This window comes from Bacillus sp. AK031, assembly GCF_053903065.1.
In genome coordinates this window covers 2,555,992-2,577,026 of record NZ_CP096424.1, presented here as the reverse complement: position 1 = coordinate 2,577,026, position 21,035 = coordinate 2,555,992, and the positions used below count along the sequence as shown (strand labels likewise).

General features: G+C 40.0%; 25 protein-coding genes. 20 read left to right on the top strand and 5 right to left on the bottom strand.

Annotated elements, in window-relative coordinates:
* Positions 1-214: 214 nt before the first annotated feature.
* From M1E09_RS13315 to M1E09_RS13295, 5 genes are all read left to right on the top strand, one after another.
* A complete protein-coding gene (locus tag M1E09_RS13315) occupies positions 215-1,717 on the top strand; it encodes a flotillin family protein (protein WP_456271354.1) in 1,503 nt (500 codons plus the stop codon).
* A gap of 140 nt (positions 1,718-1,857) precedes the next feature.
* Entirely contained in the window at positions 1,858-2,985 is a 1,128-nt protein-coding gene (gene dnaN, locus M1E09_RS13310; protein ID WP_456271353.1) for a DNA polymerase III subunit beta, read from the top strand.
* A 656-nt stretch (positions 2,986-3,641) separates the two neighbouring features.
* The gene (locus M1E09_RS13305) at positions 3,642-4,010 is read left to right on the top strand and encodes an IDEAL domain-containing protein (RefSeq protein ID WP_456271352.1); all 369 of its coding nucleotides are present in this window, start codon (positions 3,642-3,644) and stop codon (positions 4,008-4,010) included.
* A 62-nt stretch (positions 4,011-4,072) separates the two neighbouring features.
* A complete protein-coding gene (locus tag M1E09_RS13300) occupies positions 4,073-4,465 on the top strand; it encodes a DUF1259 domain-containing protein (RefSeq protein ID WP_456271351.1) in 393 nt (130 codons plus the stop codon).
* A gap of 210 nt (positions 4,466-4,675) precedes the next feature.
* Positions 4,676-5,848, top strand: a complete 1,173-nt coding sequence (locus M1E09_RS13295) for an endonuclease (RefSeq protein ID WP_456271350.1) — start codon at positions 4,676-4,678, stop codon at positions 5,846-5,848.
* Between the two features lie 65 nt (positions 5,849-5,913).
* On the opposite strand, the gene M1E09_RS13290 is transcribed toward M1E09_RS13295, so the two are convergent.
* Together M1E09_RS13290 and M1E09_RS13285 are read right to left on the bottom strand one after the other, a co-directional pair.
* Positions 5,914-6,411 (bottom strand): hypothetical protein, encoded by a 498-nt coding sequence (locus M1E09_RS13290; RefSeq protein WP_456271349.1) that lies wholly within the window; start codon positions 6,409-6,411, stop codon positions 5,914-5,916.
* Positions 6,412-6,790: 379 nt separating this feature from the next.
* Entirely contained in the window at positions 6,791-8,437 is a 1,647-nt protein-coding gene (locus M1E09_RS13285; protein WP_456271348.1) for a peptide ABC transporter substrate-binding protein, read from the bottom strand.
* A 361-nt stretch (positions 8,438-8,798) separates the two neighbouring features.
* On the opposite strand from M1E09_RS13285, the gene M1E09_RS13280 reads away from it, so the two are divergent.
* From M1E09_RS13280 to M1E09_RS13265, 4 genes are all read left to right on the top strand, one after another.
* Positions 8,799-9,260 (top strand): dihydrofolate reductase family protein, encoded by a 462-nt coding sequence (locus tag M1E09_RS13280; protein ID WP_456271347.1) that lies wholly within the window; start codon positions 8,799-8,801, stop codon positions 9,258-9,260.
* A gap of 299 nt (positions 9,261-9,559) precedes the next feature.
* Complete coding sequence (locus M1E09_RS13275) at positions 9,560-9,688, top strand: FbpB family small basic protein (RefSeq protein ID WP_456271346.1); 129 nt, start codon at positions 9,560-9,562, stop codon at positions 9,686-9,688.
* Positions 9,689-9,705: 17 nt separating this feature from the next.
* Complete coding sequence (locus tag M1E09_RS13270) at positions 9,706-10,098, top strand: sporulation protein (protein ID WP_456271345.1); 393 nt, start codon at positions 9,706-9,708, stop codon at positions 10,096-10,098.
* Between the two features lie 28 nt (positions 10,099-10,126).
* Entirely contained in the window at positions 10,127-10,921 is a 795-nt protein-coding gene (locus M1E09_RS13265; protein ID WP_456271344.1) for a TerC family protein, read from the top strand.
* Positions 10,922-11,006: 85 nt separating this feature from the next.
* Here M1E09_RS13265 and M1E09_RS13260 read toward each other — a convergent pair whose 3' ends face one another.
* The gene (locus M1E09_RS13260; protein WP_456274981.1) at positions 11,007-12,002 is read right to left on the bottom strand and encodes an NADP-dependent oxidoreductase; all 996 of its coding nucleotides are present in this window, start codon (positions 12,000-12,002) and stop codon (positions 11,007-11,009) included.
* 222 nt (positions 12,003-12,224) lie between these two features.
* On the opposite strand from M1E09_RS13260, the gene M1E09_RS13255 reads away from it, so the two are divergent.
* From M1E09_RS13255 to M1E09_RS13245, 3 genes are read left to right on the top strand one after another with little or no spacing between them, the layout of a single operon-like run.
* Entirely contained in the window at positions 12,225-12,701 is a 477-nt protein-coding gene (locus M1E09_RS13255; protein WP_456271343.1) for a GNAT family N-acetyltransferase, read from the top strand.
* Between the two features lie 24 nt (positions 12,702-12,725).
* Positions 12,726-13,145, top strand: coding sequence for a GNAT family N-acetyltransferase (locus tag M1E09_RS13250; protein WP_456271342.1), 420 nt, complete (start codon positions 12,726-12,728; stop codon positions 13,143-13,145).
* A 60-nt stretch (positions 13,146-13,205) separates the two neighbouring features.
* Positions 13,206-13,388, top strand: coding sequence for a hypothetical protein (locus M1E09_RS13245; protein WP_456271341.1), 183 nt, complete (start codon positions 13,206-13,208; stop codon positions 13,386-13,388).
* 26 nt (positions 13,389-13,414) lie between these two features.
* Here M1E09_RS13245 and M1E09_RS13240 read toward each other — a convergent pair whose 3' ends face one another.
* Both M1E09_RS13240 and M1E09_RS13235 read right to left on the bottom strand, forming a co-directional pair.
* The gene (locus M1E09_RS13240; protein ID WP_456271340.1) at positions 13,415-13,909 is read right to left on the bottom strand and encodes a DinB family protein; all 495 of its coding nucleotides are present in this window, start codon (positions 13,907-13,909) and stop codon (positions 13,415-13,417) included.
* Positions 13,910-14,000: 91 nt separating this feature from the next.
* A complete protein-coding gene (locus tag M1E09_RS13235) occupies positions 14,001-14,582 on the bottom strand; it encodes an HD domain-containing protein (RefSeq protein WP_456271339.1) in 582 nt (193 codons plus the stop codon).
* Positions 14,583-14,752: 170 nt separating this feature from the next.
* On the opposite strand from M1E09_RS13235, the gene M1E09_RS13230 reads away from it, so the two are divergent.
* The 8 genes from M1E09_RS13230 to M1E09_RS13195 all read left to right on the top strand — a co-directional run bounded on the left by M1E09_RS13230 (position 14,753) and on the right by M1E09_RS13195 (position 20,976).
* Positions 14,753-14,947, top strand: a complete 195-nt coding sequence (locus M1E09_RS13230; protein ID WP_456271338.1) for a YbxH family protein — start codon at positions 14,753-14,755, stop codon at positions 14,945-14,947.
* A 29-nt stretch (positions 14,948-14,976) separates the two neighbouring features.
* A complete protein-coding gene (locus M1E09_RS13225; RefSeq protein ID WP_456271337.1) occupies positions 14,977-15,702 on the top strand; it encodes a hypothetical protein in 726 nt (241 codons plus the stop codon).
* A 227-nt stretch (positions 15,703-15,929) separates the two neighbouring features.
* The gene (locus tag M1E09_RS13220; RefSeq protein WP_456271336.1) at positions 15,930-16,292 is read left to right on the top strand and encodes a hypothetical protein; all 363 of its coding nucleotides are present in this window, start codon (positions 15,930-15,932) and stop codon (positions 16,290-16,292) included.
* Between the two features lie 47 nt (positions 16,293-16,339).
* Positions 16,340-17,257: a Na+/H+ antiporter NhaC family protein gene (locus M1E09_RS13215; protein ID WP_456271335.1), complete on the top strand. Its 918-nt coding sequence runs from the start codon at positions 16,340-16,342 to the stop codon at positions 17,255-17,257.
* 172 nt (positions 17,258-17,429) lie between these two features.
* Entirely contained in the window at positions 17,430-18,284 is an 855-nt protein-coding gene (locus M1E09_RS13210) for an STAS domain-containing protein (protein WP_456271334.1), read from the top strand.
* Between the two features lie 181 nt (positions 18,285-18,465).
* Positions 18,466-19,587 carry an NAD(P)/FAD-dependent oxidoreductase gene (locus M1E09_RS13205; RefSeq protein WP_456271333.1) on the top strand — a complete coding sequence of 374 codons (1,122 nt, stop codon included), beginning with the start codon at positions 18,466-18,468 and terminating at the stop codon, positions 19,585-19,587.
* Between the two features lie 127 nt (positions 19,588-19,714).
* Positions 19,715-20,362, top strand: a complete 648-nt coding sequence (locus M1E09_RS13200; RefSeq protein ID WP_456271332.1) for a YitT family protein — start codon at positions 19,715-19,717, stop codon at positions 20,360-20,362.
* An 89-nt stretch (positions 20,363-20,451) separates the two neighbouring features.
* Complete coding sequence (locus M1E09_RS13195) at positions 20,452-20,976, top strand: CBO0543 family protein (RefSeq protein WP_456271331.1); 525 nt, start codon at positions 20,452-20,454, stop codon at positions 20,974-20,976.
* Positions 20,977-21,035 lie beyond the last annotated feature (59 nt).

Here is a 21,035-nt window from a genome sequence, read left to right as displayed (position 1 = left end):
GCTTTTGTTGCAAGGAAAAGCAAGAAAAACCATTCCCTTATAAAAAGAGATGGACAAGTGAGATTATGAAGAACTACTGGAAGTAACACAGAACAAATCAGTTAACTTTAATAAGTTTGTAAAAATTGAAACTTTTTTGTTTTTACCCTCGTATATAGACTGTACCCGCTAGATAAAAACCAAAGGGAAAGAGATTATAGGAGGGGAAAACATTATGCAATTTATAGGTATACTTATGATCCTGATACCGGTGCTGATTATTGCGGCAATAGCTGGTGTAGGATATTTCTTTTGGGTGAGATTCCGTTATCGTACAGCTAAGTCCAACCAGGCACTGATCATTACTGGGCCGAGATTAGGCGATCCGGAGAAAGAAACGAACATTTTCACAGACGATGAAGGAAGATCGATGAAAATCATCAGGGGAGGCGGGTATCGGTTAAGAAGGTTCCAGACTTCAACACCCGTAAACCTGACTTCGTTTCAATTGAAATTGTCGACACCGCGCGTATATACCAATGGAGGAGTTCCGATTGTAGCAGATGCAGTTGCAATGGTAAAGGTAGCTGACACGCTTAATGGGATTGCTAATTATGCAGAGCAGTTCCTGGGGAAGGACCAAGATGAAATTGAATCAGAGATCATCGAAGTCCTGGGGAGTAACCTGAGAGCGATTCTTTCAAAGATGACAGTTGAAGATATAAACAGCGACAGGGAGAAATTCAACGCTGATGTTTCAGAAGTTGCACAAAAACAACTGGATTTGATGGGATTCAAAATTACCTCGTTAGGCCTTACTGACTTGCGTGATGCTGATGAAGAAAATGGTTACTTGGAGAATCTTGGGCGTCCGCGTATTGCTGAAGTCCGCAAGCTTGCTGAAATTGCCGAAGCCGAAAATGAACGGGAAACCAGAATTCACAGAGCGCAAACTGATCAGCAGGCAAAAGAAGAAGAATACAAGCGCCAAATTTCCATTGCTGAAAGCAAGAAAGAAAAGGATATTAAGGATGCCTCATTTAAGGAAGAGACAGAGAGGGCACGTGCAAAATCAGAGCAGTCTTATGAACTCGAAAGAGCCAAGTTGGCAAAAGAAGTTAAAGAGGAAGAGCTGACACTGAAATTTTTAGAACGTGAAAGAGCGGTTAAATTAGAAGAAGAAGAAAGTAAAGTAAGAAAAACTAAGGCGGATGCGGAGTACTACGAAACCACGAAAAAAGCTGAGGCAGAAGCACGCAGGTCTGAAATTGACGGTGAAGCAAAAGCTAAGATAAGAAGAGAGGAAGGTTCTGCAGAAGCGGATGTCATCCGTGAGCGAGGGAAAGCCGAAGCCGAAGCACGTAAATTGCTGGCCGAAGCGATGGAAAAGCATGGAGATGTTATCATTACCGAGAAACTGATAGAAATGCTTCCTCTATTTGCAGAGAAAATTGCACAGCCATTAAATAACATTGAATCTGTCAAGATCATTGATTCAGGAAATGGAAATGGCATTCCTTCTTTCGGTAAAAGCATTACGAAAACGATGGTCGATATGCAGGAACCTCTGAAAGAAATGACGGGCATAGACGTAGGTGAGCTGTTAAAGTCTTATGTTTCAAGATCAAATCCGAATCAGATTGCTGATGCCGGAAGCCAGACAGCTATTGAAGAATCACGGAAACCAGCGGACGAAGCACCTGAAGTTAAAGATGTAAAACAGGACAGCGAACAGTAAGCAGCCTGTAATTAAGCAAGGTCTATCTGCGAGTTTAAGCGCATCCAACAGGGTGCGCTTTTGATATTTGATAATCTTTTGAATTCTGAATATTTCAATGTGTTAAAATATAATGAGAACAAATGATAAGGGAGAGCATTATGGAATTTTTCATTGGTAGCGATATGTTAAAGAAAGTATTGAATATAGTTGCACGAGCAGTATCGGAGCCAACGGCAAACCCTGCTCTGAGTGGAGTGAAAATAACAGCTGCAGACAACTGCATAGTGGTAACCGGAGGGGATGGTGATATTACCATTGTCAGGGAGATACCGCTTGGTAATGATTACACTTCAGGGAGAATCATTGAACCGGGAACTCTTCTTGTCCCCAGTAAGTATTTCCATGAGTTGATCAAGAAGCTACCGAATAGTACAAGAATTAATGTTAGGAAGAATAATCGCCATATTAAAATTACTGCAGGGGAGATAGAAACGACGCTGAGTGTAATGGATGAGGAGGATTATCCTTCACTTCCTGGAATATCTGAAGAAAACGGGGTGACAATGAAAGGAAGCCTGTTAATCGAGATGATTAGAGAAACTCAATTTGCTGCTGCTAAAGTGAACTCAAGAGCGGTTCTTACAGGTGTAAATTGGCTTTTTTCGAAGAATTCACTCACGATGATTGCTACCAATTCCCAAAGAATGGCTCTAAGAAAGACGGTCCTTAACTCAACGGTCACCGGGTCGTTCATTCTGCCTGTGAAAGCATTGGGGGAACTGGTGAATTCTATAGACAAACATCAATTCATCTCTATCTATCCAAATGAGAATTCCATGGCTTTCAGGGGGAAGGATATTCTGTTCTATACGAGGCTGATTTCAGGCAATTATCCTGATGTGAGTCGCATCATCCCTGAAGAATCTGTCACTGAGCTGGTCGTTTCCAGAAGTTTGCTGCTTCAAGGAGTTGATAGGGCAAATCTGCTCGCTTCTCAATGGAAACACAATAACGTCACATTATCTTTAACAGAAGATGGGAAAATGCAGATAGCTTCGAATATAACTGAAGTTGGTCAGATTACGGAGAGAATTAAGCTGCAGGATATCAAGGGGGATAAAGAACTGCAAATTTCCCTTGATGGCAAATTTCTCGCAGAAACATTGAAATCCATCAATGAAGAAATGGTTTCGCTCACTTTTGGAGGAAATCTTCGCCCTGTTATTATTACTCCATATAATAAAAAGTCCACATTGCATCTGATTTCCCCAGTTAGAGCTTCTTAACAATGCAGCAGGAACGAGGAGTAAAAAACAAGCTCATAATATTCTGTTACATCACCATCCTTATTTGTGCAATAATAGTGATTGGTTTTGATGAAAGTGCTTATAGTGGATATGCTTTTGGAATCGGCTTTTTTGCCTCGGTAGTCTTATCGATTGCGTTTATTATTGAAGAATAGCCCTCTTACAAAAGGCATCCAAGTTGTGTCCACAGCAAGATTGTTAAATGTATATACAATCACCAGAGATTACCTTAAAGTAATTTTTGATCGGAATATGATTTTTTACAGGGAAAAACATCGGCCTATCGTTTAGTGGTCCGGTGTTTTTTTCTATGATTAACAGCTTCAGGTTTGTGGATTAGCTGAAACACAAAGTGCCGTGTTATAGGGTGACTGAGCTACTCCCTACGCAGTTGGAGCAGAGATCACTGTTCAATAGCCGCCAAGCTACAATATTTACAAAAACAGCCTTATACATAGCAGCAATCCAAAAGAACAGGCCCTTTTTAGTCCTCTTATTAGCACGTTGTAATTCAGTATACATGTTTATCATCAACAATTTTCGGATAATTAGCAACTAAGATAATAAAAAAGACAGAAGCTGATAAATAATGACTTGAAAATGAAACAGCAATTTAAATAAGGCGGTGTAATAGAATGAGTAGTAGTAAACGAGACAAAGTAGGAATTGGCGATTGGGTTAGGGGATTTGCAAAAAATGGCGCACTGATACAGGGATATATGGAAAATATCGATCCATTGGACCCGCTATTCAAAATCAGGGTGATTGAAAGTGACGATAAAGATCTTATAGGCTACTCATTGAATATGGATGACAGCCTAATAGAAAGAATGCCTGATAATAAAAGTATTACCGAGGCACAGTTGGAGTACCTTATTGATATAGCGCTTCAAACAAAAGATAAGCAATGGTTCTTTAAATTAACAAATGCACTCAAGGGAGTTAACGGCAGCAGCGGTAATAAGGATTCAGCTAGTATTAAAGAATATTCTATTAAACGGTAATGATTTCAAGAAAATTCAAGTGAAAAAGTAGAGATAGCAAGAATGACCAAAGGAGGAGTGAAATGAAGGACTTGAAAGATACTGCTGAAAAGTTGAAGGAGATCCTGGGCGCCGAAGGAGAAGCAGAAGACGGAATGATTGCTCTTGAGAAACCATGTGATATTGATGTAATGGTACAAGGAAGGGCTTTCAATAGTGAAACAGACATGGAAATTCACTTTGAATCATTCCAGGAAGACGGCACAGCTCTCAATCATGCTGAAATCGTATTATTGCCGGAAGAAGTCCCTGACTTTACAATTGAGTTAGGTAAGAATGATATCCCAATAACTGCACTGCATAACCATTGGCTTTTTGCAGAACCGGCAATTAAGTACTTGCATGTCCAAACAATAGAAAAACCTGAATCCTTTGCCAAAAGACTTTCGAAAGCTTTTGAAGTTCTTAAATCTTAACATCTTCCAAAGTTTTTCGCCAAATAAATATCTCGAGAAAAAGCAACTCTAAGCAATGGGTTGTTTTTTTGTGTGTTATAAGGAGATAGTCTCATTTTTGAAGGCACCATACAAATCTATCAGGACGTATAGTAATCTATTTTTAGTTCATTACTTATTTGCGAATTTAGGTGGCATTAGTTGATATAATACAAGAAAAGGGGTGGCAACATGTATTTCTATCAAAAATATGGTGTGGCAGTGGTTTTCATATTGCTGTTATGCGTTACAGCGGGATGCACTTTTAAGGACAGTTCTTCTGGAGGCTATATAAAAACGAATGGATCTGATACTGCACTTTCAATTGGAGAATCCCTTTTGGAACCTGAAGGGAAAGCTCTTACTGTAGAGGGTTTTATCGTTGGCCAGCCATTGTCGGGCGATAAGGTAGTAAGAGAGGGATTTTCAAATGATTTTGCTTTGACACTGGCAGACAGCAAAGATGAAACAGAGAGTGAGAAGATGATTTTTATCCAAATCCCTTTAGAATTCCGTGAAAGATACGGTTTGAAGAGTAACCCTTCATTATTGGGGGAAAAGTTGAAAGTTTCAGGTGTCCGTGAATCCTACTTTGCTCATCGAGGAATTAAATCAATTAAAGAAATTGTATTAGTATCAATGCAGGAAAACCCTGATTATGGAGAAGAAATACCCGAAGTGGAGGAAGCTTACTACGAAGAGGCAAGAGGAAAAACCGGCCTTGCATTAAAATCGGCACTTCATAACATCATTGACGACCATCGGATGCTTTCTTATAATGGCGTCTGGGAAGCGTTAAGGGTAACGGACGAGGATCCATCTAATCGAAATAATGTCATTCTCCTATATACAGGCAGATCACAATCAAAACAGTCAAATGGGGGAGGTTCGGAAGACTGGAACCGGGAACACGTTTGGGCAAAATCACATGGAAGTTTCGGTACCTCCCAAGGTGCGGGTACAGACTTGCATCATTTGCGCCCGACAGATACGACAGTAAATTCGTCAAGAAGCAATCTGGATTTTGATAATGGAGGAATCCCTCATAAAGAAGCGTTTGGGAATTACTCTGACGCTGATTCCTGGGAGCCAAGAGATGAGGTGAAAGGAGATGTTGCACGCATGCTCTTCTATATGGCGGTCAGATATGAAGGAGATAACGGGGAGACTGATCTAGAATTAAACAATAAGGTCGATAATAGATCTAACCCTTTTCATGGAAGAGTTTCCGTATTACTGGATTGGCATAAAAAAGATCCTGTAGATAAAATGGAGATACGTCGAAATAATATCATCTTTGAAAATTATCAAGGGAACCGCAATCCTTTTATTGACCATCCTGAATGGGCGGAATTAATTTGGTGATAAATTGACCAAGAAAAACCAAGGACAATGGTGTCCTTGGTTTATTTGTTGTATAGCAGGATTCATTAAGATTCTTTCCAGGTCCGGACTTCACCTTTTCTTCGTTTAAGATCCATGTTCCCTATTACTTCACTCCCGCATTTCCTTTCAATCGTTAACAGAAGTTCATCCCATGATTCAGAGAATGGCAGAAAGGGGACAGGGCAGATTTTTTTATATTGATCTTTTTTTGCGTGAATCTCCATTATTGGCGACCCGCTCATTTTTCCTTTTTTAACTTCCTGTATATGACTGAAGTCGATTTTGTGCCGGGTCACGCCAATGACTTTAAGGATAAACTGCTTCTCGGTAATAATGATCCGCTGACTTTTAATCGCAATGTAGATAAGCGAGCAGACTGCAATATAGAGAAGACTTTGTAATAGGAACGTTGTCCACTGTGCAAGCGTTTCATTCAGCATAAAGCTTAACGCGCTTCCACCTGCTAATAATAGAATATAAACACTTGCCATGATCTTAATGATCCCTTTGGTTTCGGGAAAGTAAACTTTAACTACTTGCAATTGAGTCACACCTTTTATAAGAAATATCCGTGGCGCTTGGGGTGTTTGATAGCATGAGGATAGGATGGGTAGTACCTATTGTGGCCATCTAAACATAGTTCGAAACGCATAAAAAGGTATTTATTATACCATTATCCTTATAACTTCTGGATAAACATATATCATAGATAACATATCGACCTTGATTTGATAGTTAACATAATATAATTAATGTAAAGAAAAGTCCGTATAATCCAGTAAGTAATTGTTTCTAAAAATTGAACATTTTTTGAGGGTAGTATATAGTATGCAAGGTTATTAGGAAAGGTTTGTCCCATAATGTTAATTCACATTAATGAATACAGAAAAGGAGACCAAATTAATGGTCTCCACTTTTGTATTATTCTCCGATATAAGTCCACTTATAAGAGTAGTCTGCACCGAAGTTGTGACGATATAGATTTTTAACATAATCTCTTTGGATGTAAGCTTCACCGTCTTGGTACATAGGGCTGATGGCCTGCTCTTCCATTAAGATTTTTTCAGCTTCTAAAAGAGCTTCCCAGCGTTTCTCAGGATCACCAAGCAATGTTGTCTGTGCATCTTTGATAAGCTGGTCGTATTTTTCATTAGAGAAGCCTGTTTGGTTATATGAACTTCCCGATACGAACATATCCAGGAATGTCATTGGGTCTGGATAGTCAGGTCCCCATCCTGCAAATGAGAAGTCGTAATTTCCTTTTTGCTCAACTTCCAGTTTTTGCTTGAATGGCTGTTGAGAGATTGTAACTGTCAAGCCTTCAAGAGTTCGCTCTAATTGTTCTTTCAGGTACTCACCGATTTTACGGGAGTTCTCACTGTCATAGTTCAATAATTCAACAGAAACTTCATCTTTGCCGATTTCGCCAAGAGCCGTTTTCCAAAGCTCAGCCGCTTCCTCAGGGTTATATTCACCCAGCTGGCCGTTTGTATCACGGAAATCGTCACCATCTGGTCCTGTTACAAAGTCATCTGGAACAAGATAGTATGCAGGGATTGATCCGTCGTTCAATAGAACCTGTACCAGACCTTCTTTATCCCATGCCATGTCAAATGCCTGGCGTGCATTTTTGTTTGCGAATACTTCGTTCTTCTGGTTCAAACGAAGGAAGAAAACGGAAGTTCCCAATTTAGTATGGAAGTTAGGGTCGTTTTTGTATGTGTCTACATATTGTTCAGATAATACAGAAACGTCAGCTTCTTTTGTTTCATACAAGTTAACACGTGTTGATGTATCTTTAACGATGTTGAAATTGATTTCTTCCAATTTAACAACATCCGCTTCCCAGTAATCAGGGTTTTTCTTCATTTGGAAACTTTGCTCATGCTTCCATTCTGAAAGGACAAAAGGACCGTTGTAAATAGTCGTGTCTGCTTCAAGGCCGTATTGGTCGCCTTGCTCTTCAACAAATGCCTGGTTTTGCGGAAGGAATGTTGCAAATGTAAGCAATGATTTGAAGTAAGGTACAATTGTTTCCAATTGGATTTCAAGAGTCTTGTCATCGATTGCTTTGATTCCTGCTTCATCAACAGGAAGTTCCCCGTTGTTTACTTTTTCAGCATTCTTGATGTCAAACATAATGTAAGCATACTCAGAAGCATTATCAGGGTTTAAAGCTTTTTTCCATGCATATTCAAAGTCTTTCGCAGTCACAGGGTCTCCATTGGACCATTGTGCATCACGAAGTTTGAATGTATATGTTTTACCATCTTCAGAAACAGTTGGCTCTTCTGCTGCCAATCCAAGAACAGGCTCATCATCTTCACCTAAACGATAAAGACCTTCAAATACGTTGTTCATTACATTGAATGAAACGGAATCTGTTCCAAGAGTTGTGTCGAGGGAAGGAATTTCTGAGCTTTCAAGCAAGTTCAGTACTTGCTCATCTTTTCCGCCGCCAGTGTCGGCAGTTTCATTGTTGTTGTTGTCATTTCCGCCTCCACATGCTGTTAAGAAAGCACTTAAAACAAGCAGAATAGACAGTAAAATGAATGACTGTTTTCTCATGTAAACGTAACCACCTATCTGTTTTTTTTATATGTATCCCGTTTGTGAAAGCGGGACCATTACCAATGTTAATCATAAAAAAACTGAAAATCAAGAATTAGACTTTATATTGAAATAATAACTTAATTACCAAGATTAACAATCAAGAGAACATTCAGAAGATTTTCAATACAGTTAAAATTATTTTGAAATATCTAAAAGTTTACTTTTGCTAGTTAAAAGGATTCTAGTAGAGTTTTCCCGAAAGAAACTAAAGTATACTTTTGCCGGAAAAAAGAGAGATTTGTTATGAGAAGATCTATTTTATTTACTGCACTCAGTCTGGACGGTTATCGGTTATATAGCCAGGGAAGATCATTCCTTGGTTTGGCTTTTCAGCACTCAAGGTGTAGGGGATAATGGATATGAAGAATTTTATCAATCGGTGGATACCATTTTGATGGGAAGGTCAACATATGAACAAATCCTCATCCTTGAAAAGGGGAGGTGGCCTTATGAAAATAAAGAGTGCTTTGTTGCTTCATCTTCCATGGGAAAAGGGAATGAATTTGTTAAGGTGCTAAAAGGGGACATTCAGAGTGTTATTAATTCACTTAAAGAAAAGGAAGGACAAAATATTTGGATTGTAGGAGGGGGAGAACTTGTACATTCACTGCTGCCAGGCAGGTTGGTTGATGAGTTGATCCTTACTATTGCTCCTTCACTGTTAGGAAACGGGATACCTCTTTTTAGGAGCCATGATGAAGAATTAGCACTGGAACTTAAGGATATGCGACGTAATAACCAATTTGTGCAGCTGCATTATTCCTTAAAGGTTAAATAGGTTTTGCCCAATTTTCACAAAGTTAATTGACAGACTCTTATGGATGTTTTATTCTTGATTTATACATTTGAATAGTTTCTCCTGAAGGGGAGTAGCTTTTACAGCAAAGTCGTCATTTCGGAGTCCTTGGCTCTCGGCTTTGCTGGCAGCGATGACGTTGTTAGCAAGACCTTTACCTGTGCGGTAGAGGTCTTTTTTTATGTTCCTGAAAAGCCTTTGCCAAATTGTTGGTAAAGGCTTTTTTTGCGGCCTGGGAGAGTTATTCAAAAGGCCGCCATAGGGAGAGGGGAGTGAGAGTAATGAAAAAAGGTCAAATGACCATTGCAGAACTTTTAAGAAAAAATAAAGAAGAGCTCCTGCTGGATAAAGTGAAAATTGAAAAGATTGAAATGCGGCTTGATGAAAAACTGGTTAATAACTCTAAATAAATTTCAAAGTGGAGGCAATGAAAGTGTTACTGAGAAAATATATGTCTTTGATTGGAATAGGATCGGCCCGAATTGATTTGCAGCTGCCCAAATATACTTTTCAGGCAGGAGAAACAGTAATAGGATGCTTCTATATAGAAGGAGGTACGGTGGACCAGCAGATTAACAGGATTGAGTGCGACCTGGTGATGACGGATACGCTGTCAAAAAAGGAAACAGTTATCAATACTGCTACAATCCTTTCTTCTGCTGTGGTCAAACCCCAGGAAAGGAATCAAAGAAAATTCACCTTTAGAATACCTCCTTCTCTCCAGGCTTCATCAGAGACTGTCCGCTTTCAGTTCAAGACAAGGCTTTTCTTCGATGAGGGAATGGAAAGTAAAGATCAAGATATTATCTCTGTGTTATAGACATTAAACATTCAAGGAGGGTCATCATATGGAATTTGCTTTATTAATGGAATACTTGTGGGTGCTTCTGCTATTAATAGGAATAGAAGGACTGTTGGCGGCGGACAACGCTCTTGTATTAGCGATCATGGTAAAACATCTGCCTGAAGAACAGCGGAAAAAGGCGTTGTTTTATGGTCTGGCTGGTGCGTTTATATTCAGGTTTGGGTCGTTGTTTGCCATCAGTTTTCTGGTGAACATCTGGCAGGTTCAGGCTCTTGGCGCACTTTACTTATTGTTCATCGCAGCCAATCATATATTCAGGAAAGTTGTTGTGAAGAAAAGTAGTGATGAAGAAAATGCTGAGAAGAAAGAGAAACCAGTGGGTTTTTGGCAGACCGTGTTAAAGGTTGAACTCGCAGATATAGCCTTTGCAGTTGATTCCATCCTTGCTGCTGTTGCGTTGGCTGTCGTTTTGCCAGATACCTCACTCCCGCAAATAGGAGGTCTGGATGGAGGCAAGTTCCTTGTCATTTTCGCCGGAGGCCTAATCGGCCTCATTATCATGCGATTTGCAGCTGGATTCTTTGTGAAACTGCTCCACCGGAAACCCGGCCTTGAAGTTGCAGCTTTTCTGATAGTAGGATGGGTGGGTGTCAAACTTGCTGTATATACACTTTCCCACCCTTCGTTAGCTGTATTATCGGAAAGTTTCGCAAAGTCACCTGGATGGAAAATCACCTTTTATACAGTTCTCATCTTGATTGCAGCCGGGGGATGGTTTTTATCTAAAGAAAAGGGAGAGCCAGAAACCCAAATGGAAAAGAGCTCGGATTTTAATTGAATCAAGGAGTATTAAGAAATATAGCCGGCAGGGGTTCCTGCCGGCTATCATGCACTTTATTTATTTTTGCTTTATCCTTTGTTTGTCAGGAAGGGTCACTTACTTTAACCAATTGCTTACCGAGATTATTTCCTTCGAACAGGCCGAGGAATGCTTCAGGGATGTTATCGAATCCCTCAGTTATGGTTTCTTCGTAGGTTAGCTTGCCTTCCGAAAGCCATTTCCCCAGTTGGGCTGCTCCTTCTTTAAAACGGTGTGAGTAATCATTGACTACAAACCCTTTCATAAGGGCGCTTGATTTGATTAGATTCGTTTGCACCCGGTTTCCGATATCTGCCTCTGTGTTATTATAAGCTGAAATTGCTCCACACACAGGCACACGAGCATGTTTATTGAGCATACTGAGAGCGGCATCCCCTATTTCTCCCCCTACATTTTCAAAGTAGACGTCGATACCGGTTGGACAGGCTTCCTTTAAGGCCGCTTTGATATTTCCGCAGGTTTTATAGTTGATCGCCTTATCGAATCCAAGTGTAGAAACTAGGTATTCAACTTTTTCATCCGATCCAGCAATTCCGACAACCGTTGCACCCTTTATCTTGGCAATTTGGCCTGCGGCCGATCCAACGGCACCTGCTGCTCCTGAAATGACGACCGTTTCGCCTTCTTTTGGCTGGCCAATGTCCAGAAGGCCGAAGTATGCAGTTAACCCTGTCATCCCTAATATCCCGAGGTAAGAGGTCAGCGGGGCTATTTCTGAATCGATTTTACGGATTTCTACCTCTGAAGCAACGGCGTATTCCTGCCAGGGGAGCATGCCAATAACGAAGTCCCCTTTTTTGAACTGACTGGATTTCGATTGAACGACTTTTGCAATAACGCCGCCATTTAAGGGTTCGTTTAGCTTAAATGGTTCCACATAGGATTTTGCATCAGACATCCTTCCCCTCATGTAAGGATCAACAGAAAGGTAGATCGTTTTCACGAGCACCTGGTTTTCGTTCGGTTCATTGATTGGCACTTCCTTTATTGAAAAGTCCTTGCTATCTGGTTTTCCGGAAGGGCGTGAAGCCAGGCTGATTTTTTTTGTTTTTTTTGTATCAAATGAATCATCCTCCTAGTATGCAGGTTATAAGGTTAAGGTAGCATATCGGTACAGAATAACGAAAAATCCTGCTCACTTCATTGGAAAACAGCACTAAAGAAGGAATTTAAACATTCTCATAGAAATAGAACTGTTATTGCTTAAAAAGGATATACGGTTCAAAAAAAGGTTATCGCCAGCAGGAATGGAGAAATGAAAATGAAACTGGAACTATGTGTAGCATCATTAAGTGAAAAGGATGTAATAAAAAATTTAATGCAATTCTATTTTTATGATTTTTCAGAATTCAATAGGGCTGATGTAACTGAAAACGGTCAATTTGGATCCTATCCTTACCTGGATCATTATTGGGAAGAAGAAGGCAGATTTCCATTTACGCTCAAGGTGGGGAATCAATATGTTGGATTTGTATTAGTAAGGGAAGTACTCAATGAGGGGGAAGCCTTCCATTCAATCGCTGAATTTTTTATTATGAAGAAATACCGCAGAACCGGGTTGGGGCGTTTGGCGGCAATCGAAGTGTTTGAGCGGTTCAAGGGGACTTGGGAAGTGTCGCAGATAGAAGGCAATGAGCCAGCCATTATCTTTTGGAGAAATGTAATTGATCAATATACAATAGGTAATTGGACTGAAAAGAAAAGTGATGGTCTGTATATTCAAGTATTCCAATCTTAAATTAACGAAGGGCTTAACAGTGATATGAAAATCGAACAGTTATGGAAGCAGGAAGATAGTGATTTTATTAAAAGAAAAGTCATTGAGCATAATATGGGCAATACTAGTGATGAGGTTAAGTCTCCACAGGGAAATGTCAGTTCTATGTTGAGAGTTACAAGTGACAGGATCGTTGGAGGGAATAGGCCACCTTATTCTGGGGCCATTGACATATCGATTTCCTATGGGTGGATGAATTTTGCAGAGGCAATCGCTATGGCAGAGCTTTATTGGCGAAAAAGAAAGAATCGGCAAAAAAAAGGGCTGCCTATTGATGTTTTTGAATCCTTCAGTTTTCAGGCACCTGATTTTTATAAAAAGCAAGGGTATGAAGTTTTTGGGATTCTGGAGGATTTTCCTAAAGGAAGCAGGCAATATTACCTGCAAAAAAGATGGAACACTTAGATCAGGCAAGGATATAATCCTGGATTTAGCATAACCTATGCTTGTCCAGGAGGTGATGATATGTCAAACAATCAGCAAAAGGGAAAAGATACAATCACGAATAATATCAAAGATAGTGCAGGTGCAGTATTCCATGCAACCCACAAAGCTTTAGAGGCTACTGAAAATGCAGCTATGGGAGCTGTAGACACTACTTCAAAGGCAATCAAAAATGTAACTGGAAATGAAGATGACAACCAATAAAAAAACGCCAAACTCTTGGCGTTTTTTTATATGGGTTTTGCCCCCTCAGGTGACAGGTAAGTATTGATTTGGTTAAAGTGGTGTCTATCATGTTCGACGAATTCACCCAATAAATAAAGGAACGTATAGACAGCATTTGTGTTAGGGCAATGAGTATTTCCTTGAACCGTAATAGGTTCTTCCAACTTAACTTTACAATTGTTTATCTCATTGATAAGGTTGTTCCTTATTTGAACAGAATGGTCGATAAGCTCATTGAAGCCGACTGTTTCGGAATAAAGAACAGATGCTTCATTGTATTCATCATGAGAAGGAAAATTTACTGATTTACTTTGAATAGCAGATGGCAGAGCCACCTCTAAAAGATAGATGTCCCATCTGTAAATATGGCTTATGATTTCCTTGATTGACCATTTTCCTTCCGTAATAGGTGCGTTTGCCAACTCTGTATTGATTGACTTGAGGCCTATTAAATAATCTGTATAACTTTGCAAAGATCTTAATGTATCCACTGCCTTCATCACATAAACCCCCATGATCACTAATTTAGCTTCACCGCTTTAAAGCGTCATAGGGGACAGTCCCTTGTGATGCTTTAAAGTGCTAAAGCGGTTAAGCCTTCAGCCAACCCATTTCTATGCCCTTATCGACCCACTCTTTTACTTGATTGTAAATGGCAGGAGAAACGCTTTCTATCCATTGGTTGCGTTTTAAAACCTGTTGTGAATGGATACCGTGTTCTTCCCAAGAAATACCTGAAGTTGCAATGTTCAACATCAAAGGTTGGATATGATCGATTATATGGGCGAAAACAGCCTCTGGTGTTTTTCCTTCTTCGTATTCATCCCAGGTACTGCGGTAATCATTTGCAATATCTTCAGGAAGGAGGCCATATAATCTGTCTGCTGCAAGATTTTCACGCTCCTTTTTATCTTCGTAGCCCGAATCATCAAAAGCATATGTATCCCCGGCATCTATTTCTACGATATCATGCAAAAGAAGCATCTTGATGCTCTTGAATAAGTCGACATCTTGTTTATGCTCATAGTGTTCCCATAGAGTCATTGCCATCATCGCAACATGCCAGGAATGTTCTGCAGTATTTTCATTCCGGCTTCCGTCTGAGATATATGTCCTTCTTACAATCTTCTTTAGCTTGTCAATTTCTAATAAGAAATCGAGTGATTGCTTCATTTATCTGTACCCCTTACATTGAAAATGGATGTTTCGTAGCAATTGCCACTTTTTCGTAAATCGAGCCTGTCATGGAGATTTTACCATAATTAACCTATCTATGTAAGATTGATTATTTTCCACCATTTTTTATCATACTAAAAATAGAAAGTAAGACAAGGAGAGGTAAGATGGGAGCTATTCAGAAAAACGGTTTTGTATTTGAACCTGAATTCAGTGTAATCAACCAAAAAGGTGTCATCCATGTATATCAAAACGGATCGTTTATTGAAGAAATTCCTTTTGAATTCAATGGAAAGTTTCCTGAACATGATCAGATTGAAGAGCTGGTATCTCATTATTGTTATGAACAAACGAGAGGATAATGAAGGCATTTAAGAAGGGATGGGATAGCATGAAGTTAGAGTGGTTTGACAGAGTAAGCGGTGAGCTGCAAGATCACCTTGAATCCATATGTGAAAAATATGATCAAGTCGGTCAGATGAACATCGATAGAGGAGCCAAGCATCCAAGGATTGAATTTTATGTAGAGACAGAAGACCATGAGAGAGAGTACTTTTGTTCCCTTATGTTTGATCCCTATAATGAAGAATTCTATATGGAATCTTATGATATTGATTATGGCCAATCCCTAAAGGTCATACTTCCTGATATTGAGGACATCATTGATGCCGTTCATGAAAGCCTTCATGATTACTTAAGTATGGAGGAAGTTGATTTTTACGATGAGGCAGATGAATATGACGATGACCATATCGATTATGTTGTAGAAGATGAAGGTGAAGAAGGTCCTGTCCACTATGTGGTCGATGATTATGACTATGACGAAGTAGAGGAAGATTATGAGGAAGGCGATATCCTTGAAGAAATAGATGTAGAATGGGAAACGCCTGAAGTAACGGCATTTTTACATGCTGACGAGGTGGAAGTAACCTACCAGTTCGGCATAATCACCGACACAGGCGACGGGGTATTGAGAAGGTTAAACAGGATCCGCACGGAAGATGGCCAGCTGATAAGAGACGAATCACATTTCATTTTCAGTAAAGAAGAGGCAAATACCATTATTGCAATGATTGCCAGCCACAGTGATAAACTGAGCGAGTTCAATTTTGACTAACACCATAAAGCAAGGAGGCTAAAGAGAATCACTTCTGTGGTTCTCTTTTTTCAATGATTATGGTAACGCTTCATAATTAAAATATATAAAGCACGTTGTCATAAAAAAATTCTTTTTGTACACAGCAAAAAATCAATTAATATATATAGTGCTAATAAGGTCTGACGGAACAATAATGAGAAAATCTGCTGTAGAATGGATTGTATGTTAGACAGGAGTTGATCAGTTTGAATTCATTTCAATTTTCTTTAAAAGAAGTAGTAGGGATCGTAACAGTGACTCTTAGCGGAGTACTCTTATCTGTTGCAATAAATGTTCCGCTGTTCTTTGGATTTTCACCGGGTTATCTGGTTTTAATGGGCGTTATTCTTAAAAAGGGAGCCGATGTTAAAGGTGTTTGGAGACTCTCGTGGAAAGGTGTAAAACGAACGAGAGGAGTCATTTTTATTCTCTTGTTAGTAAGCTTTATTTTGCCTTCCTGGTACATATCCGGTGTAATTGACCAGTTGATATCCATCACCCTGCACATTATAACACCAGCTCACTTTTATGTTTTATCCTTTTTATCAACACTTATTTTTTCTCGATGATTCTTGGCACATCGGTAGGTACATTGAGTGCAGTGGGGATTCCAGTGATGAGCACTGCTGCTGTTTTGGGGATGCCTCCGGAAATAACGGCAGGGGCTTTGGTTTCTGGTGCCTTTGTCGGTGACCGGACATCCCCTTTTTCAAGTTCGCATCAGCTGCTCTCGCATACTGTGGAAACAGATACGGGAAAGCAGTTTAGTAAATTCCTGCCGACTACTCTGGGTGCTGTGCTTGTATGCCTTGTTTTTTACTTTCTAGCGGATACAAACCAAAGAGCAGGAAACACGATTTTCAGCAGCCAGGACTTTCAGTGGGAAGATCTTTCATTAATTAAGTTCTTGCCCCCTTTAATCCTGATCCTATTTGTCCTTTTCAGAATAAGAATTTTGTATGCCTTCATTTGCAGTGTGCTGGCAGCAGCGATGATTGCTTTAGTGGATGGGGTGAATCCAGTCTCAGTGCTTAAGTCCTTGTGGTTTGGAGTCGATGGAATAGGCGGAGGCCTGTCGAATATGTATTTTTTGCTTCTTTTTTTGGCATTGGCAGGAGCCTATAATGGCTTGCTTGAAGGGTTCGGCATTATTCAGCCGCTGCTTAACAATTGGCTTCGGAACTCAAAAGGTCTTGCGGCCGATTCATTGAAAACCATTTTTGCTACTCTGGTAATCTCTTTAATCTCAGCCAACCAGACATTGCCGATTATTCTTACCGGCCGATCTTTTATAAATCATTGGAAAGATAAATATGGAAATTTAGAACTTGCAAGAGTCATGGGGGATTCTACGATGGTATTTCCAGGAATGATTCCATGGAGTGTACTGGCCATCATGTGCAGTACCATATTGGGTGTGCCGATCCTGGCTTACTTGCCGTATGCCGTGTTTTTGTGGTCATTGCCATTGTTAACTATTATCTTTTCTTTCTACAGAGAGTATGTTAGAAATAAAGTTGAATTATCTAGCTGATTATTTTCAAAGTCGTTCGTTCAAGAGTGGTGTTGAGGAATAAAAAACAATTTAACCAAACGATAATCAACCTCTTATACATGTCACCATCGAAAGGCAAGCTATCTTTGTTTTCTTTTGTAATAGAGTGAGGTAAAATTTATGTAGAAATGCATTAGAAGGGAGCAAGGTTATGCGTCTAAACCAGCAGTTGCACGACTTTTTTATAAAACGAACCAAACACATGAGTGAGGAATGGTATCAATCAATAGCAAGGCATGAGACATCAGGAGTTTATGCCTCAACAAGTGATGTAGTGATATCCAAATTAAAAGAACAAAACCATGAATTTTATGTGCATATGGCAAATGTCTTCGTTGATGATCGAGATGTATTCTACGAAAACTTCAATAAGTGGATACATAAGATCGCCAATGATGGGGAGCACATTGAAACTCCCATCCATAATGTAATCCGTGAGTTCTTAAGAGTGAGAGATCAGTATTTTTCTTACATAAATCAATTTGCGAAAGAGGCAGATGAAAGAATCGAGCAGCAGCGAATTGATAAATGGAAAGATCTTATCCAAGATGTCTTTGATTATGTAGTCCTTCAGTTCGTTGAAGGTACCCATAATGCATCATTGAAACAGTTAAGAGCACAGCAGGAAATGATCAATGAACTGAGCTCTCCAATCATTTCCATCAGTGCTGATACGGCCCTGCTTCCCCTTGTAGGTGATATCGATACTGCAAGAGCCAAGGTGATACTGGAAAATACATTGCATCAATGTACGATAAAAGAGGTCGATCAGCTATTCATTGATCTTTCGGGTGTAGTAATAATAGATACAATGGTCGCACATGAAATCTTCCAGCTGATTGACGCGTTAAGCCTGATTGGCGTCAAAACTACCTTGTCAGGGATACGCCCTGAAATTGCTGTGACAGCAGTACAGCTGGGAATACCTTTAGACAGGATCTCCATAGAATCCACACTTTCTCATTCTATTGCAAAGCATGTCGGAACTTTTACTAAACAATCGTAAAGAAAACCCGGAGCATACTCCGGTTTTTTTATTTTAGATAATTTTCTCTTCATTCAATTTGGCTTTAGCTTTGTGGTTTTCGATTTACTCAGGCGGCATATTGGTTTCCTTTGCCTTGATTGAGTAGTTATGATAACTCTAGTACAATTTTAAAAAGAAATCTTACAGAAAAGGTGTTTGCATGAAGAAAATTATCGTTGTCGGTGCCGGAATTCTTGGAGCTTCGGCCGCTTATCATTTAGCAAGAGAAGGAGCAGAAGTTATTATTGTCGACCGCCATCATACAGGGCAGGCAACAGACGCTGCAGCTGGTATAGTATGTCCATGGCTTTCTCAACGACGCAATAAAGCTTGGTATCAAATGGTAAAAGGGGGGGCGGGTTATTACCCTGAATTGATCAGAAAATTAGAGGATGATGGAGAAAAAGATACCGGTTATAAAAAAGTAGGTGCAATCAGTCTGCACCAAGATGTTAAAAAATTAGAGAAGATGGTGGAGAGGGTAAAGAAAAAACGTGAAGAGGCTCCTGAGATAGGGGATATCAAAATACTGACCAACGAAGAGATCAGACAATTTGTCCCGATCCTTTCAGAGGAATGCCGTGGAATTTTTGTGAGTGGGGGAGCCCGCGTTGATGGGAGAGCACTTAGAGACGCTTTAATTAATGGGGCCAGAAAGCATGGAGCCGCTTTTAAAACTGGGCAGGGGTCTTTGGTTCAAAAAGGAAATAAAATAACGGGAGTCCTTTTTGAGGAAGAATATTTGAGTGCAGATGAAGTTATCATTACAGGCGGTGCTTGGGCTGGAGAGCTTTTAGACGCTATTGGTGTGAACTTTGAGGTTTCATTCCAGAAAGCACAAATCCTTCATCTCGAAATGGAGGGGATGAACACCACCGACTGGCCGGTCATCATGCCGCCGAATGATCAGTATCTCCTCAGTTTTGGGGATGGACGAATTGTGGCTGGAGCCACTCATGAAAATGATACAGGATTTGACAACCGACCTACTGCTGGAGGGGTTTATGAAATACTTAATAAGGCACTGAAGGTTGCTCCCGGCCTCGTGAATGCGACCCTATTGGAAACCCGGGTCGGCTTCAGGCCATACACCCCCGGGTTTCTGCCTGTTATAGGAAGATTGCCAGGCTATGAGGGAATCCTGGTTGCCAATGGACTGGGTGCATCAGGTTTGACAAGCGGACCATTTCTAGGAGCAGAATTAGCAAGATTGGCAATCGGAGCAGAAACAATTCTGGATATGAACGATTATGAGGTCCTGGGGGCAATTACAGATGCATAGATTTACAGTTGAAAGGCGCATAGTCAACTGATTTTCCTGATTTAATCTCCTGATAAAAAAAGGACGAATATGTTATGATAACCTTTAGTTTTGTATTATTTCCAATTTTATTAAAGGGAGAAAAGATATGAGTTACATTCAAAAAGCTGGCCTGCTCGGTATCGCTGCCGCCTTACAGGGGGCCTCGATGGCATTGTTCCTGTTTCCGCACTTTATCCCTTCAGGGGGGGCAGCAAGTGTTGGAGTCCTCCTGAAATTTCTAATGGATATACCCTATGCTTTTACGTTATGGGGATTGAATGTTGGTTTGCTTCTAGCAGCTATGAGATGGCTTGGAAGAAGCAGTGTATTATGGACTTTATATTGTGTATCAGTTACTTCTGGTGTCATCGAGATAATCTCCTCCACCGGGGTATCACCTATTTCGCACATCTTGATAGATACGATTATGGGATCTGTCATTTTTGGAGTTGGCATAGGGATATTGTTCAAGATGGGTGCATCTTCAGGAGGGATGGATATTTTGGCTCTGATTCTTTCCAAGCTAAAAGGGTATTCACCTGGAAAGTGTCTATTTTATATTAATGGAAGCCTGCTTCTCTTAACGGGGCTGGTGGTTGACTGGAAGATTATTCTTTTTGCTTTGATTTGTCAATATATAGGAACTCGAATTCTCGACCTAATTGTTGTGTTGAAGGTGAATGTTCTATTAAAAAAGCCAATATTATTAGCAAACCGGACCTCCCCCTCGGTTCGAGAGCGGCAAGGGTTATGAAGACAGGGGTGTTTAAGGACTGCTTTTTAGCATAATATCTGCCTCTTTGAAGAATGATAAGGAAAATCCTTGCTCTGAAAGGCCGTATTATGAGTATCCTCCTTTTATCAATCTACATAATTGCCGGAATTAAATATGGTGAATGGAAAAATTTCAAAGAATATTATCCTACGTTGCTTTATTTCATAATTGGCGATCTCCTATCCCAATTTCTCCTCTTTGATTATTCACTTTGGGAATTCCATCCAATGGATGATGCAGATCGCTTAGCTGGCTTGAATCATACGTTTATCGCTCTAGCAAAAATGGGAATCCAATATACAGCAACTGTTGCCATTTTTATAGGGAGGCTGCCAGAATCAATTGGAAAACAATTTCTGGCGGTTTTGTTGTGGACCACGATTTATGGTCTAAATGAATACGTTGCCCATTCGCTCGGAGGACTCAGTTATCACAGAGGGTGGGGGTTTGGATGGGATATTCTTTTTAATCTAATGATGTTTACGATGCTGATTATCCATTACAGGAAACCATTATTTGCCTGGATACTGACATTTCCGGTTATTGTTGGGCTTTGGTTGATTTTTGATATTCCACTTGATGTACTTAAGTAAATGCCAATAGATCAACAAAATGCTATGGATAGGCCGATTTTTGTGTTTTTAGAAACGAC